This is a genomic window from Xanthomonas sp. NCPPB 4037 (genome assembly GCF_041475695.2).
Classification (GTDB): domain Bacteria; phylum Pseudomonadota; class Gammaproteobacteria; order Xanthomonadales; family Xanthomonadaceae; genus Xanthomonas; species Xanthomonas campestris.
In genome coordinates, this window is record NZ_CM191261.1 from 3,107,520 (window position 1) to 3,123,280 (window position 15,761).

Annotated in this window: 11 protein-coding genes and 4 pseudogenes; 1 reads left to right on the forward strand and 14 read right to left on the reverse strand. The window is 55.5% G+C overall.

What is annotated here, in order from left to right; all coding sequences use genetic code 11:
• Positions 1–693: 693 nt before the first annotated feature.
• The 3 genes and pseudogenes from ACCQ01_RS13905 to ACCQ01_RS13915 form a co-directional block, all read right to left on the reverse strand.
• A pseudogene (locus ACCQ01_RS13905) lies at positions 694–1,884 on the reverse strand (XVIPCD domain-containing protein); the annotation flags it as partial.
• A 174-nt stretch (positions 1,885–2,058) separates the two neighbouring features.
• Positions 2,059–2,844, reverse strand: a complete 786-nt coding sequence (locus tag ACCQ01_RS13910) for a hypothetical protein (protein ID WP_228434341.1) — start codon at positions 2,842–2,844, stop codon at positions 2,059–2,061.
• Positions 2,845–2,913: 69 nt separating this feature from the next.
• The gene (locus ACCQ01_RS13915; protein WP_228434338.1) at positions 2,914–3,405 is read right to left on the reverse strand and encodes a DUF4189 domain-containing protein; all 492 of its coding nucleotides are present in this window, start codon (positions 3,403–3,405) and stop codon (positions 2,914–2,916) included.
• Positions 3,406–3,517: 112 nt separating this feature from the next.
• Here ACCQ01_RS13915 and ACCQ01_RS13920 point away from each other — a divergent pair.
• Positions 3,518–4,323 (forward strand): annotated as a pseudogene (locus ACCQ01_RS13920) (IS5 family transposase).
• On the opposite strand, the gene ACCQ01_RS13925 reads toward ACCQ01_RS13920, so the two are convergent.
• The 11 genes and pseudogenes from ACCQ01_RS13925 to ACCQ01_RS13975 all read right to left on the reverse strand — a co-directional run bounded on the left by ACCQ01_RS13925 (position 4,311) and on the right by ACCQ01_RS13975 (position 15,714).
• Entirely contained in the window at positions 4,311–4,487 is a 177-nt protein-coding gene (locus ACCQ01_RS13925) for a hypothetical protein (protein WP_372358911.1), read from the reverse strand. The pseudogene ACCQ01_RS13920 and the gene ACCQ01_RS13925 sit on opposite strands and share 13 nt — an antisense overlap.
• A gap of 64 nt (positions 4,488–4,551) precedes the next feature.
• Positions 4,552–6,435: pseudogene (locus ACCQ01_RS13930) on the reverse strand (VirB4 family type IV secretion/conjugal transfer ATPase); the annotation flags it as partial.
• 205 nt (positions 6,436–6,640) lie between these two features.
• Positions 6,641–7,939 (reverse strand): XVIPCD domain-containing protein, encoded by a 1,299-nt coding sequence (locus ACCQ01_RS13935; protein ID WP_228434312.1) that lies wholly within the window; start codon positions 7,937–7,939, stop codon positions 6,641–6,643.
• 149 nt (positions 7,940–8,088) lie between these two features.
• Positions 8,089–8,907, reverse strand: a complete 819-nt coding sequence (locus ACCQ01_RS13940) for a hypothetical protein (RefSeq protein ID WP_228434308.1) — start codon at positions 8,905–8,907, stop codon at positions 8,089–8,091.
• 167 nt (positions 8,908–9,074) lie between these two features.
• The gene (locus ACCQ01_RS13945) at positions 9,075–9,581 is read right to left on the reverse strand and encodes a DUF4189 domain-containing protein (protein WP_228434309.1); all 507 of its coding nucleotides are present in this window, start codon (positions 9,579–9,581) and stop codon (positions 9,075–9,077) included.
• Between the two features lie 84 nt (positions 9,582–9,665).
• Positions 9,666–10,632 (reverse strand): annotated as a pseudogene (locus tag ACCQ01_RS13950) (TrbL/VirB6 family protein); the annotation flags it as partial.
• A 100-nt stretch (positions 10,633–10,732) separates the two neighbouring features.
• The gene (locus tag ACCQ01_RS13955) at positions 10,733–11,491 is read right to left on the reverse strand and encodes a hypothetical protein (RefSeq protein ID WP_076054723.1); all 759 of its coding nucleotides are present in this window, start codon (positions 11,489–11,491) and stop codon (positions 10,733–10,735) included.
• A 64-nt stretch (positions 11,492–11,555) separates the two neighbouring features.
• Positions 11,556–14,009, reverse strand: coding sequence for a VirB4 family type IV secretion/conjugal transfer ATPase (locus ACCQ01_RS13960; RefSeq protein WP_274316788.1), 2,454 nt, complete (start codon positions 14,007–14,009; stop codon positions 11,556–11,558).
• A 101-nt stretch (positions 14,010–14,110) separates the two neighbouring features.
• The gene (locus ACCQ01_RS13965) at positions 14,111–14,422 is read right to left on the reverse strand and encodes a VirB3 family type IV secretion system protein (protein ID WP_075285572.1); all 312 of its coding nucleotides are present in this window, start codon (positions 14,420–14,422) and stop codon (positions 14,111–14,113) included.
• Positions 14,415–14,828 carry a TrbC/VirB2 family protein gene (locus ACCQ01_RS13970; RefSeq protein ID WP_040941090.1) on the reverse strand — a complete coding sequence of 138 codons (414 nt, stop codon included), beginning with the start codon at positions 14,826–14,828 and terminating at the stop codon, positions 14,415–14,417. The genes ACCQ01_RS13965 and ACCQ01_RS13970 overlap by 8 nt, the downstream gene beginning before the upstream one ends.
• 58 nt (positions 14,829–14,886) lie before the next feature.
• Complete coding sequence (locus ACCQ01_RS13975) at positions 14,887–15,714, reverse strand: lytic transglycosylase domain-containing protein (RefSeq protein ID WP_228431830.1); 828 nt, start codon at positions 15,712–15,714, stop codon at positions 14,887–14,889.
• Positions 15,715–15,761 lie beyond the last annotated feature (47 nt).

Consider the following 15,761-nt stretch of genomic DNA (forward strand, 5'->3'; position numbering starts at 1 on the left):
CTCCCGGGCCAATGGGGGCGGCAGAAAAGACGCCCATCAAGGGCATAAGCGTAGCGGCGTAGCAGACTCAGAGCTCATCCGCGCATACGTATTCAATAGACAAGTCCTGCCTCGACCAAGATGGTGCAGCGAACGGACAGAGTTCACGCGTGCGACACGATGTTCGTCTAACACCCACCTGTCTTGACCTGACACAAACCCGACATCGCCGCCTGTGGCAGCATCAGGCGCTTGACGATCGCCTCGTAGGGCCGTCGGAGTCACCGGTCCACGGTGAGCGCATGGCTGATACCGTCGGTAAAAGTCCAATACGGCTGCGAGGAGTTTTGCTCCATGTTCGTGACCAAGATGATGATCAGCGCCGCCCGCAGCGTAGTTATCATCAACCCCATCGCCGCCTCGCGTGACTGGCTAGTCACGATGCGGTAGCTTTTGATGAAGATTCACAGCATTAACACCGTCAGCGACACCATACCTACCCAGGCAGTCCTGCGCTGCAACAACTCTCAACGAAAAAATCGAGTTTTCGTCGCGCAGGTCGCAAGAAGTAGAGCCAAGACGGACATTCCGGACCGCCTTGGCGATTTACCAAATCACTGCAGCGCGGCGACCAACACTCCCGAATTACATGGACATCGACCGGGAAGCAGTTTCCTGGGCCCGCACCTGGCTGGCCTGACGCTGGCTTTCCTAGGCCGCTTGCCGACTGCTGTTTTCCAAAGGCTGGTTCTGTGCCTGCGCGCGACCCACAAAAAACCGCTGCATCGCCGGGTCGGTCATCTCACCTTGCACCGCAAAGAAACCGTCACCGCTCTTATTCGGCGCAACATGATCAATGCGTTCGAGCCCACTGACCTTTGACTCAAACACGATTTGGCCGGCTGCCTGCTCGAGTTCTTTGCGGTTGGCAAAGCCGCCACGTTCCCCCAGCGCTTCGAGCTTACTCACTGCGCCGTTATACATCACGTTGTCGGGATGGCGCGGGTCAGACAACAAGGGGCTGGAGGCTGCCTGTGCCGGCGCAACAGGCGCGGCCGTGTGCTCAGGTTGCTTGGGTGCCGCCTGGGTCAACGCCTTGGCCAAAGCTGCCTGGGTCTGCTGACCTGCGACGCCGTCTATCTGCAACCCGTGCTCGCGCTGGAATTGCTCGACCGCATATTTTGTGTTGCCGCCGAAGTCGCCGTCTGCCTGTAGTGGCTTGCCGTCGCGGCCGATGGCACCTAGCTGGGCAAGTTGGCCTTGCAGCTGTTTCACCTGCTCGCCGCGCTCGCCTTGCCCTAGTTTGCCGTCATGGGATGCATCGCGCTTCGGCTGCTGAGGCACAGCCGAGGTATTCGCATGCATGGCATGCGAACGGCCCGGCTGCATGTATTGATCCATTCCATCACGATTACGTGTGATGTCGTGCATGTAATCGTAGTTGCTGGTGCCGTTGCTGTCACTAAACTCTCGTCCACCAGTTATCGCTGCGCGCGCGCCGCCGTAACCTGAGATATGACGAGCCTTCAAGAACCCGGCTACTTTTGTTGAACTGTCGTCACTATCGAGCACCCCATCACGCACTGCCTGACGATACGACTTATCACTATTTATCTTAAAGGCGCCGTCCTGTAACTCCGCAGAACCCCTGTATTTTTGAAGATTTAGTCCATCTTTCCAATTGGACGAATCTTCAAGAAACTTTGTCATTCCACCACTGGTAGCCCATTTCCACTCTGCACCCCGAACCTTCTCCGGATCGAAACCAGCATCCCGCATTGCAGAGTTGAGCTTCGCACTATCGACATATCCTGCATCCGCAAGCCAACCAGCACCCGCTTGATATCGGCCGACATAACCTTGCTTATTAGTTATCGATAGATCCCCGCCATTACTTTCTGTCATGACAGTTGAAGCGATCAACCGACGCGTAGCATGGTCATCAAGACCAGCAATATTCCCTTGGCTATAAGCCTGAGCGGTGGCCGCCGCTTTTTCTCGTCTATCAGCCATGTTTCATGTCCTCTGGATATGACGGTTGGGTAATGCACCACCATCTAGCGGTGCCGGATGCTGCGGTTAACGCGCCTTACATTGCAACTCTTCTATCCTCTTGTCGGGCTTTTCTTTGGTAAACAGAAAAGTGGTGTAGCCAGGCCCCCGCGAACCCTCGCCGTCGTCAACATACGCTTCCAGGAATAGTTGATGACCATCGAGAACCACTTCGAAAAATTTCGTCTGAGTATCAGGGACATCCTCTCCTAAGTCTGCGGCGCAATCTCCCGCAATCAACCGAAGTGACGTTGCGGAGGGCAACTGGCGCTTTACTACATCAGCATACTCAGGACTAACATAAAACTTCTTTACCGCAATCGAGTGCACATTCTGCGCATCTCCGTTAAGGGTGACACCTGACTCACCCTCATTTACTTTCTTCACTCCCGCCTCTGCACCTTGATTTCCATCAGGCACGTCAACAATGCCGAAACCATCCAGAAGGAGAGTACCTTCTCGGAAACGCAAGTTCTCTGGACTGTTGCTATCAGGATTTGGCTGCGGTGAAGCTTTTCGCCAACGCACCTTGTTAGCGCCATCGAAGCTTGACCAAGGAGCATTATCTTGAGTGACAAATAGGAAGACGACCTGATGGAGCGGCGTCATTTGTCTTATTCCTTGCGATTCACCAACCTGAGGCAGAGATTTAAATTCGCTTTGCTGCGCCTCTGTTTTACTTCCCTGAAAGTTAGCGCTCATTTTTTGACTGGGCGCATCACCTTCGCATGCACCCAATAACACTGCAACAGAAACCAGAAGATATAAAATTTTGCTCTTTGATGGCATTTTAGATCCAACCAAAATATCCACACATCGCAGCGACAGATAATATGAAAATTTTTTTAAACGATTATAGTATTCAAAAAAAATAAATGCGATTTAGTACTTCTTAAATATCGGATCCGAACACCCAGAATAGATGACTTTACACTCGCCACCACCATGGTCTTTACAATCTCTCATAGCAAGGTTAATTGCAATACCCTTACTCTCGGCACCCTGAAAAAAACTTTTCTTATCCGAAGAAACCGATGCTGCGCACTGATTTTTATAACTTAAATCCACCTTGCAATCTGTAGCTCCGCCTTCTGCGCATAGTTGAACGGCTTTTCTTTCAGCCTCTTGACGGCTTAATTTACCTGTAACGGCGCCACTCTCGCCAGTTGCGTTCGACCCTGCAATTGCGCCCCATGTTTTTAACCACTCACCCGTAGGTCTCGGTGGCGGATCCGGAATATCCCCTCTTGATGTACCAGAGTCTGGTCCACACTGCGGACTGCCAGGCGCTACTCCGACAGGACATGCAGTCTGCCCAAGTGCGACGCCGGATAGAAATAAGTTCAGTACAAACAAGAATCTAAAACGAATCATGGGAGTGCCCTTAATGACGAAGATTAATTTTTCGCAAGGCCACGACTACCGCTAGTGTTCTCTTGACTAGAGCGTGTTATGAACTTTGCCCTTGTCACGATAACGTATACGGATGAAGCCTCGTAAGCCATATCCAACCGATATCTCCGACGAAGAATGGGCCTTCGCTGCGCCATATCTCACACTGATGGATGCGCAAGCACCGCAGCGCAAATACGCGCTACGCGCGATGTTTAACGCACTGCGCTGGATCGCACGCGCCGGCACACCGTGGCGATTGCTTCCCAACGATTTCCCGCCTTGGGAAGCGGTGTATCAGCAAACGCAGCGCTGGCTGCAGGCTGGCTGCTTTGAGGCCATGGTCAGCGATCTGCGCTCACTCTTGCGTGTGGCACAGGGGAAGAAAGGCCAGCCGAGCGCGGTGATTTTTGATGGCCGGACGCTGCAGTCCACCTGTGAAAGCGGGCCGCGTGCTGGATACGATGGCTATAAGCGCAAGAAAGGCAGCAAGGTGCATATGGCCGTCGATACGCTGGGACATCTGCTTGCCGTCCAGGTCACGCCGGCCAACGAGCAGGAACGCGCACAGGTCCGTTCGTTGGCCCAGGAGGTACAACACGTGACCGGTGAAACGGTCAAGATCGCTTTTGTGGATCAGGGCTATACCGGCCAAGAACCGGCGCAAGCGGCTAAGGAAGAGGGCATTGAGTTGCACGTCATCAAGCTGCAAGAAGCGAAGAAAGGTTTGTCTTGCTGCCGCGCCGCTGGGTTGTCGAGCGCAGCTTCGGCTGGGTCAATCGCTTCAGACGACTGGCGCGCGACTATGAGCGATTGCCGGAAACGTTGGCCGGTTTGCACTTTGTCGTCTTCACGATCCTGATGCTTGGAAATGCAGCCGCTCTATTTCAAAGTTCATAACACGCTCTAGGCTTTTTGCCAAGCTTCAGCGAATCTTGAACCTCTTCCACTTTTTTGTTGAGGTCCTTGTCGACGACTTCCCACTGCGCACTCGCGGCTCCGGCCATGCAGAGCAGCACCAGTCCCGTGAACACGCGAGAAAAATGCCTGAACTTGGTTGCCATGGTGTTTTTGCCTCCTGACACAGATGAAGTTGATACGTGGAAAGTGTGCTGCCGATGATGGGGACTACGCATCTTCGGCCTCCTTGTCTTTGACGGCTTTGCGCTTCCCAGACCCCTTGCGGTTGGCATAGAAATCGCTCAGCCATTGCTCGGGCGTCAGCTGATCGACGGTGACGCCCAGCTTGCTGGCCTTGCCGGCCAGGATCTGATGCATGATCTCGATGTTGTCGGTCGAGGACGAAATCACCGACAGTGCGTCGTCCATCCCACGCAGGTTGAGCTGGCACACCGCAGACGCATGGCCTTGCTTGACCAGGAAGCAGCGCGAGCGCTCGTCCAGCGAGACCACCACCTGGTACTCGGCATCGGTCAGTTTGAGGCCTTCAATGTAATCGTCGCGACTGGCGTTGGGATTGGGCAGCAGGATCATCGTGGCGGTCTGCTCGATCAGCGCGGCCGCGATGTCGCTGGCCAGCGCGTCTTCCGGGCTCTGCGTGGCGAAGATGCCCAGGCCGTTCTGCTTACGGATGGTCTTCTGCTTGTTCTTGGCGAATTCCTTCAAACCGCCCTTGCCGTCCAGGATCTTCCAGAATTCGTCCATCACGTAGATCAACGGGCGGCCGTCGATCAACGCTTCCAGGCGGTGCAGCAAGTAATTGATCACCGGCACTCGGACTTCGGCGTTATCGATCACATCGGTGTAGTCGAAGCCGATGATCGAGGCGCGCGTCAGGTCGATGGTATCGACGGGGTTGTCGAACACCCAGCCTAGCGAGTTACCGGCCGTCCAGCGACGCAGGCGCGCATACAGGCCATCGTCGCCCATGTTGGGCAGGCTCTTGCGGAAATTGCTCATGCTGCGAAGGTGCATGGGCGTATCCAGCATGCCTTCCACCGCACGATAGATGTCTTCTTCCTCGCGGGCGCTGTATTCGGGCTTGCCGCCCAGCACCTTGATCAATTCGGCGAGGAACTGCGTGTTGGCCTCATTACGCTCGCACTGGAACGGGTTGAAGCCGGTCGGCACGCCGTTTTCCAGCGCCAGATAATTGCCGCCACAGGCGCGCACGAAGATCTCCGCGCCGCGGTCCTTGTCGAAGAAGAAAATGGTCGGGATCGGATCGAACTTCTGTACCTGGCTCAGCAGGAAGTTGATCAGCGCCGTCTTGCCGGTACCGGACTTGCCGATCACCATCGTGTTGCCGATCGCCTTCTCGCCGAGGGAATTCTCGGCCGGATGCGTGGCGTGGAAGTTGAAGTAATACGGCTGCCCATTGGTGGTCTGCAGCGTGGTGACACAGTCGCCCCACGGGTTGTTCTGCTGCTTACCCTGGGCAAAGTTGTGCAGCGGCGACAAGCCGAGAAAATTGAGCGAACTCAGGTTGGCGATACGCGTGCGGAAGCGCCAGTTGCCCGGCAGCTGCGCATAGAACGAGGAGGCGATTGCCAGATCTTCCTTGGCGGACACGAAACCGGCGTTGGACAATTCGGCGCGTGTCGTCGCGATCTGCCTGGCCAACTTCTCCTGGCTATCGGCATAGACCGCCAAGGTAAAGTGATATTCGCCCAATACGAAGTTTCCGGAGGCAACATCATCCATCGCCAGGTCCAGGTCGCGGATCTGGCTGGACGACTTGTCACCCGAAGAAATCATCATCCCCTTGGTGCGTTCCAATACCTTCAAGGCATCGTGACGCCCGACCGGGCTGAACGAATGCGTCATCACATACTCGAAATCGAGATACTTCAGGCCATTGAGAATGCCGGGATAGGTTCCGTCGGCATATTCCTTGACGTTGAGGATCGCACCAAAGTGATTGATGCCATCCGGGGTGCGAATGACAAAATCGCCGGTCTTGTTGGCAAACATGTGCTTGCTGACAGGCAGATACGCCGGTACAGGCGCCTGCAGCACCGGGACAGGCTCATCGATGCGGTTGAGCAGGAAGATGCGGGCAATCAGAAAGCGCTGGCAGAGACGTCCTTCTTGATCTGCAACAGTGATGAACTTGGAATGAACTAAAAAATGACTGCTGGAGAAACACGCGGCCTGAAATGCACGTCGTCCTCTCTAACACGCGAGGCAGCCGTCCTAAAGCAAAATGGCCTTGGCAATGCCAAGGCCATCCTGTGTGCAGTCGCTATAGCGTTGATTACAGCGTAGGGCCGCGCGTATCCGGGCCCTGCGGCTGCATCTGCGCTTGCTGCTGCACCTGACGCTGGGTTTCCTCAGCCACCAGTTGGCTGTTCTGCTCCAACGGACGGTTCTGCGCCTGGTTGCGGTCTACGAACACACGCTCCATCGCCGGGTTGTTCATCTCGCCCTGCACTGCAAAGAAGCCGTCGCCACTCTTGTTGGGCACTACATGATCGATACGTTGCATACCGCTGACCTTGGCCTCAAACACGATTTGGCCTGCTGCCTGCTCAAGTTCTTTGCGGTTGGCAAAGCCGCCACGCTCGCCCAAGGCTTCCAGCTTGCTGACCGCACCGTTGTACATCGCGTTGTCTGGATGGCGAGGGTCGGACAGCAGGGGACCAGATGCTGACTGTGCCTGCACAGCGGGAGCAGCCGTCTGCTCGGCTTGCTTGGCCGTTTGCTGCGACAGTGCCTGCCCCAAGGCTGCCTGCGTCTGGTTACCCACCACACCATCTACCTGCAAACCACGCTCGCGCTGGAATTGCTCGACGGCGTATTTGGTGTTGCCGCCGAAGTCGCCGTCCGCCTGCAGCGGCTTGCCATCGCGGCCGATTGCGCCAAGCTGGGCAAGCTGGCCTTGCAGCTGCTTCACTTGCTCGCCGCGCTCGCCTTGTTCCAGTTTGCCGTCATGCGATGCATCGCGCGCCGGCAGCTGAGGTGCAGCCGAAGTATTGGCGTGCACCGCATGCGAACGGCCCGGCTGCATGTATTGATCCATTCCATCACGATTACGTGTGATGTCGTGCATGTAGTCATAATTGCTGGTGCCGTTGCTGTCGCTGATGACCCGACCGCCAGTGACAGCTTCGCGAGCACCACCGTAGCCTGAGATATGGCGGGCTTTCAGAAAGCCTGCCACCTTGGCTGGATCATCACCTTCGTCCAACACGCCATTGCGGATCGCTTGGCTATAAGCCTTGTCGCTGTTGATCTTGAACGCACCATCCTGCAATGCGGCCGATGACTTGTATTGCTCAAGGCTCAACCCGTTCTTCCAGTTAGAGGAGTCCTCAAGAAAACGCGTCATACCACCGCTACTCGCCCACTTCCATTCCGCACCACGTACCTTTTGTGGATCGAAACCGGCATCGGTCATCGCGTCGTTGAGCTTGGAACGATCTACGTATCCCGCATCGGCTAACCAGCCTGCCCCTGCTTGATAACGACCGACGTAACCCTGTTTATTAGTAATCTGCAAATCGCCGCCATTGCTTTCGGTCATGACGGTTGATGCAATCAGACGACGCGTCATTGCGTCATCGAGACCCGTGATGTTGCCTTGATCGTAGCTTTGAGCGGTGGCCGCCGCTCTTTCTCGTCTATCAGCCATGATGCATGTCCTCTGGATATGACGGTTAAGGAAAAACACCAGCCTTCTACTGGTGCCTGAGGGTGACTACTTCATAACTCTTTACATTGCAGCGCTTGAATTCTTTTTTGTGGCTTGGTTTTCGTAAAAACGAACGTTGTGGAGCCTGGCCCACGCGTTTCTGTACCATCGTCTAGATAGGCCTCTACAAATGCCTCACCTGCATCAAGACCGATCGCATAGAACTTGGTCTGCAATAAATCAGGCCCATCGTCATCATCTCCCCCACACTTGTCTGCGATCAATCGCACCGATGTAGCCGCCGGCAACTGGCGCTTCAAGACTTCGGCATACTCTGGACTAGCGTAGAACTTCTTCACTGCAATGGATTGCACACTCTGCGCATCGCCATTGAGCGTGATGCCTGACTCGCCTTCATTGGCTTGCTTCGGCGCGACCTCTGCACCCTCGCCTCCATCCGGCACATCTACCGCGCCGAATCCATCGAGCAGCAAGGTTCCGCTGCGATACTGCGCACTCTCGGGATCTGTGCTATCGGAATTAGATTTTGGGGAGGTATCGCGCCACTGCACACCGGGAACTGAATCAAAGATCGCCCAAGGCGTGCCGTTCTTGGCAACAAGTAACGAAACAACTTGGTAAAGTGATGTCATTCGTTCGGCTCCTTCTGAACTTCTGGTCTGAGACACAGTTGTACTTCGGCTTCCTTGCAAATTTTGCTGTTTTTCAAGAGGAATGACAGCCACTTTTTCTGGGGCAGCTTCTTGCTTACATGCTGCAAGCAGCAAAAACCCACTGAGCAACAAACCGCCGGTTAGATTTCTTGTAATTTTTATCACAAAAATCTCACTTAAATAAAATCCATTTAACTCAATGCTGTATTTCAGCATTAGTTAAGAACCACCCTAGCGCAACCTGAAGACAAATAAATCACTCACTTCCATAGCCACATGATAAATCACGTCCTTCCTTCTATCTCTGTCGCAGATATTTTATTCACAGCCGCGCCAGACCAGATATCTCCAACAGAAAACAGCTACCACAGTCAATTACCCAACTAAAACTTCTCAAAAATAGGTCGAGTGCACTCAGCAAGTGTTATTTTACACACGCTAGCGAAACTTTTTTCGCATTTTTCAGTAGCCAAGCTGGATGCTTTCTCTTTAGTAGGTGCGATAGCAATGCCTGCCTGACCAGACGAGGAAACTGCGGTAGAAATACATTGATTATTAAAAGTTTCAAAAACTTGGCAACTTCCAGCTCCAAAAGATTCGCAGCGACTAATAGCCTCTGCCTCAGCGTTATCCTTCTCAATTTTTCCAGCGGAAAATCCCATGTCTCCCGAGGAGTTCTTAGCCAAGGCCCCCCATGTTTTTATCCACCTACCCGTAGGCTGGGGCGGAGCTGGATTAGCCCTTGATGTGCCTGAATCAGGTCCACATTGAGGGCTTCCAGGCGCAACGCCGTTTGGGCAGGCAGTCTGTGCAAAAGCTGCGAAAGGAAAGCCACACCAAATAGCAAGTGACATATAGAGAATATTGCGCATCAAGTTTGAATTAAGCATTAGCTTTTCCTAAACGCCCATCGCTTTGGGGATTCTCTTGTTGCGGAACTCCTGCCACTCGACCACCTAGCTGCTCCGTAGTAGCGGTTTTTGTCTCGCTCCTGGGAGCCGGCTCCGACGGCTGATAAGGCCTACCAGCCCCCGGCTCCTGATTGGCCCGGTCAAGCTGCCCCAGCGCCGAGTACGCCGTGAACTGACCCAGCGTGCCCTGGAAGAAGGCCGCTGCCATCGGTGGTGCGGTGACGATCAAGGTTGTCATGACCAAGCCAAGCCCTCCTTGTTGCAATGCCATGCTGCTGATGCCCTCGCCACTGTTTCCTGGCATCGCGTACTTCACCAGGAATGCGACAGCCACTGCGCCGATCACCTTCGTTGCCAGGCTCACCGTGAAGCTCAGCACCGACAACGAAAACACCATACCTAACCCGTATAGCAGCCACTTGCTGAACAACGACTTCGTCGCCTGGAACAGCAGGCACATGATGAACAAGGGACCGAAGCCTACAAACAGCGCCATACCAATCTTGTTCAACAGCAGCAGTGAGCCCCCCACCACGCCGGGGCCTGCCATCCCTACCCCAGTGAACCAGCGCGCACGCGTCTTCTCGTCGTCGCGCTGTTGGTTGCCTGCTGTCTGGATCTGATCAATGCTCATCATCGCAATCTGCATCAAGCCCAGATTCTTGTCGATCGCATCGTAGGGACTTTCCGAATCCCCGGTCACCACTTGGGTAATAGACTGGCTAACACCGTCAGTCAGCGTCCAGTACAGTTTCGACGAACCTTCGGCCATGCTCGTCGCCAGACCGATGATCAGCGCCGCGCGCAACGCCGTCACCACCAAGCCCATGGCCGCCTCGCGGGACTGGCCTGTCACGATGCGATACCCCTGGAACATGACCCACAGCGTCAACACCGTCAGGGACACAATGCCAATCAAGGCCGAGGTGCGCTGCAGGAGCGTCCACTGAAAAATGTCGATCTCGTCGCGCAGGAAATCATTGATCAGCGAGAAGAACGCGTAATTACCAAGACTGCTCAGAAAATCCATATGTCACCACATTCCACTGGACGGCCAGGCCGTGGAGCACTCGCTGCTCCGGGTTCGATTACACCTGCGACGGCACGCGCCTACTGCGCGTGCCGAGATCTCACTTGCCCAACTCCAATGGCTTCATATCGCTGGGCTTGTCGGACCTGACCGAGTCCAACGCCGCCTTCATGGCGACCCCGGCGACCACCGACTTGCCGAAATCGCCCAAGGTGTTGCCCAGACTCTCGAAGAAGCTGCCTACCCCTCCTTGACTGGAGGGATCGCCGGAGGGCGCCTTCTTGCCCCGCATCGCCGCCCATGCCTGCGCATCCTGTTGCTTGGTCAAGAAGCCCAGCCGCGTTTGATACGCAAACATCGCCGACTCCATTTGCTGGCGATCAATGTCCATCAGCGTCTTCAGCGCGATCAGCTTATTGGTGTTGTCTTCCAACTTACCGAGTTCAGTGTCTTTGATCTCTGTGCGCTCTTGTTCAATCTTGCGCAAGCGCTCAAGACGCTTTTTGGTGATGTCATACATCGCCACCATGTAGTTGTACTGCGAATTGCGCGTGCGCTGGATCAGCTCGCACCCTTCCTTCTGCTGGGTCGCCACCGGCGTGCCTGCCGTGGTGCTCGAGCAATCCGAAATCCCGTAGTCGTCCGGGACCACCTTGATCTCTTCCTTGGGCTTATCGACTTCTGTCCCGCTGTCCTTGTCCTTGGGCTTTTTGCCAAGCTTCAGCGAATCTTGAACCTCTTCCACTTTTTTGTTGAGGTCCTTGTCGACGACTTCCCACTGCGCACTCGCGGCTCCGGCCATGCAGAGCAGCACCAGTCCCGTGAACACGCGAGAAAAATGCCTGAACTTGGTTGCCATGGTGTTTTTGCCTCCTGACACAGATGAAGTTGATACGTGGAAAGTGTGCTGCCGATGATGGGGACTACGCATCTTCGGCCTCCTTGTCTTTGACGGCTTTGCGCTTCCCAGACCCCTTGCGGTTGGCATAGAAATCGCTCAGCCATTGCTCGGGCGTCAGCTGATCGACGGTGACGCCCAGCTTGCTGGCCTTGCCGGCCAGGATCTGATGCATGATCTCGATGTTGTCGGTCGAGGACGAAATCACCGACAGTGCGTCGTCCATCCCACGCAGGTTGAGCTGGCACACCGCAGACGCATGGCCTTGCTTGACCAGGAAGCAGCGCGAGCGCTCGTCCAGCGAGACCACCACCTGGTACTCGGCATCGGTCAGTTTGAGGCCTTCAATGTAATCGTCGCGACTGGCGTTGGGATTGGGCAGCAGGATCATCGTGGCGGTCTGCTCGATCAGCGCCGCAGCGATGTCGCTGGCCAGGGCGTCCTCCGGGCTCTGCGTGGCGAAGATGCCCAGGCCGTTCTGCTTACGGATGGTCTTCTGTTTGTTCTTGGCGAACTCTTTCAGGCCCCCCTTGCCATCGAGGATCTTCCAGAACTCGTCCATCACATAGATGAGCGGGCGGCCATCGATCAACGCTTCCAGGCGGTGCAGCAGGTAATTGATCACCGGCACTCGGACTTCGGCGTTATCGATCACATCGGTGTAGTCGAAGCCGATGATCGAGGCGCGCGTCAGGTCGATGGTATCGACGGGGTTGTCGAACACCCAGCCTAGCGAGTTACCGGCTGTCCAGCGACGCAGGCGCGCATACAACCCATCGTCGCCCATGTTGGGCAGGCTCTTGCGGAAGTTACTCATACTGCGCAGGTGCATGGGCGTGTCCAGCATGCCTTCCACCGCACGATAGATGTCTTCTTCCTCGCGGGCGCTGTATTCGGGCTTGCCGCCCAGCACCTTGATCAATTCGGCGAGGAACTGCGTGTTGGCCTCATTACGCTCGCACTGGAACGGGTTGAAGCCGGTCGGCACGCCGTTTTCCAGCGCCAGATAATTGCCGCCACAGGCGCGCACGAAGATCTCCGCGCCGCGGTCCTTGTCGAAGAAGAAAATGGTCGGGATCGGATCGAACTTCTGTACCTGGCTCAGCAGGAAGTTGATCAGCGCCGTCTTGCCGGTACCGGACTTGCCGATCACCATCGTGTTGCCGATCGCCTTCTCGCCGAGGGAATTCTCGGCCGGATGCGTGGCGTGGAAGTTGAAGTAATACGGCTGCCCATTGGTGGTCTGCAGCGTGGTGACACAGTCGCCCCACGGGTTGTTCTGCTGCTTACCCTGGGCAAAGTTGTGCAGCGGCGACAAGCCGAGAAAATTGAGCGAACTCAGGTTGGCGATACGCGTGCGGAAGCGCCAGTTGCCCGGCAGCTGCGCATAGAACGAGGAGGCGATTGCCAGATCTTCCTTGGCGGACACGAAACCGGCGTTGGACAATTCGGCGCGTGTCGTCGCGATCTGCCTGGCCAACTTCTCCTGGCTATCGGCATAGACCGCCAAGGTAAAGTGATATTCGCCCAATACGAAGTTTCCGGAGGCAACATCATCCATCGCCAGGTCCAGGTCGCGGATCTGGCTGGACGACTTGTCACCCGAAGAAATCATCATCCCCTTGGTGCGTTCCAATACCTTCAAGGCATCGTGACGCCCGACCGGGCTGAACGAATGCGTCATCACATACTCGAAATCGAGATACTTCAGGCCATTGAGAATGCCGGGATAGGTTCCGTCGGCATATTCCTTGACGTTGAGGATCGCACCAAAGTGATTGATGCCATCCGGGGTGCGAATGACAAAATCGCCGGTCTTGTTGGCAAACATGTGCTTGCTGACAGGCAGATACGCCGGCACAGGCGCCTGCAGCACCGGAACAGGCTCGTCGATCCGGTTGAGCAAGTAACCGAGGAACTCCAATGTCTCGGAGAACACGACGCCATTCTTGGCTTCATACATGCCAAGGCGATAGGGCGAATAGTCCTTTAGCACTGCTTCAACGTTCGTGGCCAACTCGACGATCTTGGAGATGGCCTGCTCTTCCTCAGCCCTGATCTTGTCTGGATTGACAGACTTTTCTACCAGACGTCGTCCCGTAACGACGGGACGATAGATCATGCTGAAGTACAACTCGTTTTGCATGATTTTTTGCGAGGACAGCGCCGCGTAATACTCGTCAGACAACGTCTGATTGAACGATTGCTTGAAGCGCCCGCCCGTGCCAATCTTTCGACGACGGCGAACGTCATGAACCCAGAACGCGATATTGGCGAAATCCGGCGCGCGCAAAGTTTGCAGCAACCGATTAAAGGTGTTGTGCCGCTGCTCGAGCTCGAATTCGTCACGCCCAACGAAGGGCAAGCCAGCCAGATGCCAGATCAACAGATAGTCGCCACCAGTCGTCTTGACGACGGACGGTGCGACATGTGTCGAAATGGAAACAAATTCGCCGATCGGACTATCTGGACTGAACATGGGTATTACCAGGTAAGAGGAAAAGCATCACACCAGGAACTAGCTAAAACACCAACCCCATGCGGATTCAGCGCATGGGGCTGGCTGACCTTTTCACGTGCTCATCGCGGCTTGCCCGGCGGGCCCTTGCGGTACTCGTTGGGAGTGAATACCCACATCCCGGAGTAACGCTGAAGGTTTCGAGCGCGCATTCGGAAAAGCCAGCGCAATCCAAGCAACCTGAAAATCATTTCGTCCCTCTTTGCCATTTGCTGCATGCCAAAGATGATGACGGGGATGGTGAACAGGTACCAAAGATTGATGTACATCCCCAACAGCAAGCCACCGCCCGCACCGATGAAGAAAGGGATATACGGCACCCCCAGAAACATCGCCGGACGGGTGCAGCCGCGGAAGAGGACGTCTTTATGCATAGTACTGAGCGATCTGCACCAACGCAGCACCGACTCCCGAGCAGTCGTTAGCAGCAGCACCATCCTTGTTTTGAAGAATCATGTTGGCGATCTGGCCAGCTGCGCCAATCAGAACACCACCGATAAGGATTGGGGAAACCTCAGAGATACGCTTGTGTGCAAAGGCAATTTGATACCCGGCCACGATAACCGCAATGGTGACCACTGCAATCGAACCCATGTTCAGAAGCTTCTTCACATTATTCAGGAAGCCGCAAACCTGAGTGTCCGTGCCACCAAGGCCGTTGCTTTCTGCTGCTGCACCACCGGCAACCATCAGCAGCGAGATGAATACCAGCGCCTTCACTGCCTGGGTGCCAACCATCTTGGCATCTGCCATTGTCTTCTTGTCGATTTCAAACTTCATGTCTAACTCCTTGGGAACAGAGGGGGTCTAGCAGCCGTATCCTTGGCGATCTTCCATCCTAAAAAACAAATGCGCTATCTACTTGCGGAGCCGCCTGTGGTGCACGCGGCATTGAAACGGGATTTGCGGGTTGATCAGTCTGCGTCGAGGTCTGGGGTGCCACGGCGGGCAGCGCCACCCCACGCCCCTGGCCTGTCGGCTTTATCACATACAACTCGTTCTCCGCTGTAGGTGCCACGGGGGTGGCCCGACTCGGCAGAGAGTAAGGTGGTGAAGGTGACGACAGCATAGGCACTGACGGTGAAGCCACCGTGTTGCCCGCCCCAGATAGGTCCTGAATACGACGCGCCACGATCGCATCTGCCAATTCGGCGGCTGCCTGCCTGAGCGGATTGGCAGGCCGCAACTGCACCTGTCGCGTCGGCACGACCGCAATGGGCTCGGCTCCAGAGGATGATGCTACCGACTGACGAATGGATGCATAGATCTTCTGGACATAACCGTGCTTGAAGCCGGTCTCGAAGTTACCGGAGTAGTAACAGCTGAACGACTTGCCCCAATTTGCGCCGGAGCGCGAATGGCACTCAGCCAGAATCCTCGAAGCAGCGACCAGATTGGGGCATGTGTCGAATGCCATCTCGTAACTGGTCAGCCCGTACTTCTGCAGGTTGTAGCGATTGACTTGGCCCAACCCCAAGGAGAAGTTATAACCCTTCTGTTCCAGCATCTTGGCGGTGGCGACTGCCTCAGCCAAACCCCGTGGCTCACGTACCAAGCGCCCGCCAACCACACCGATGGCATACGGATTGCGCGACGACTCGACACGGACAACGTGCTGCATTACCTCGCCAGGAACAGCAAGTCCAGTGCACCCCATCAGTTCCATGCCAGGCAACATGTCATTACTCCTTGCAAAACCAAACCAGCCCCAAC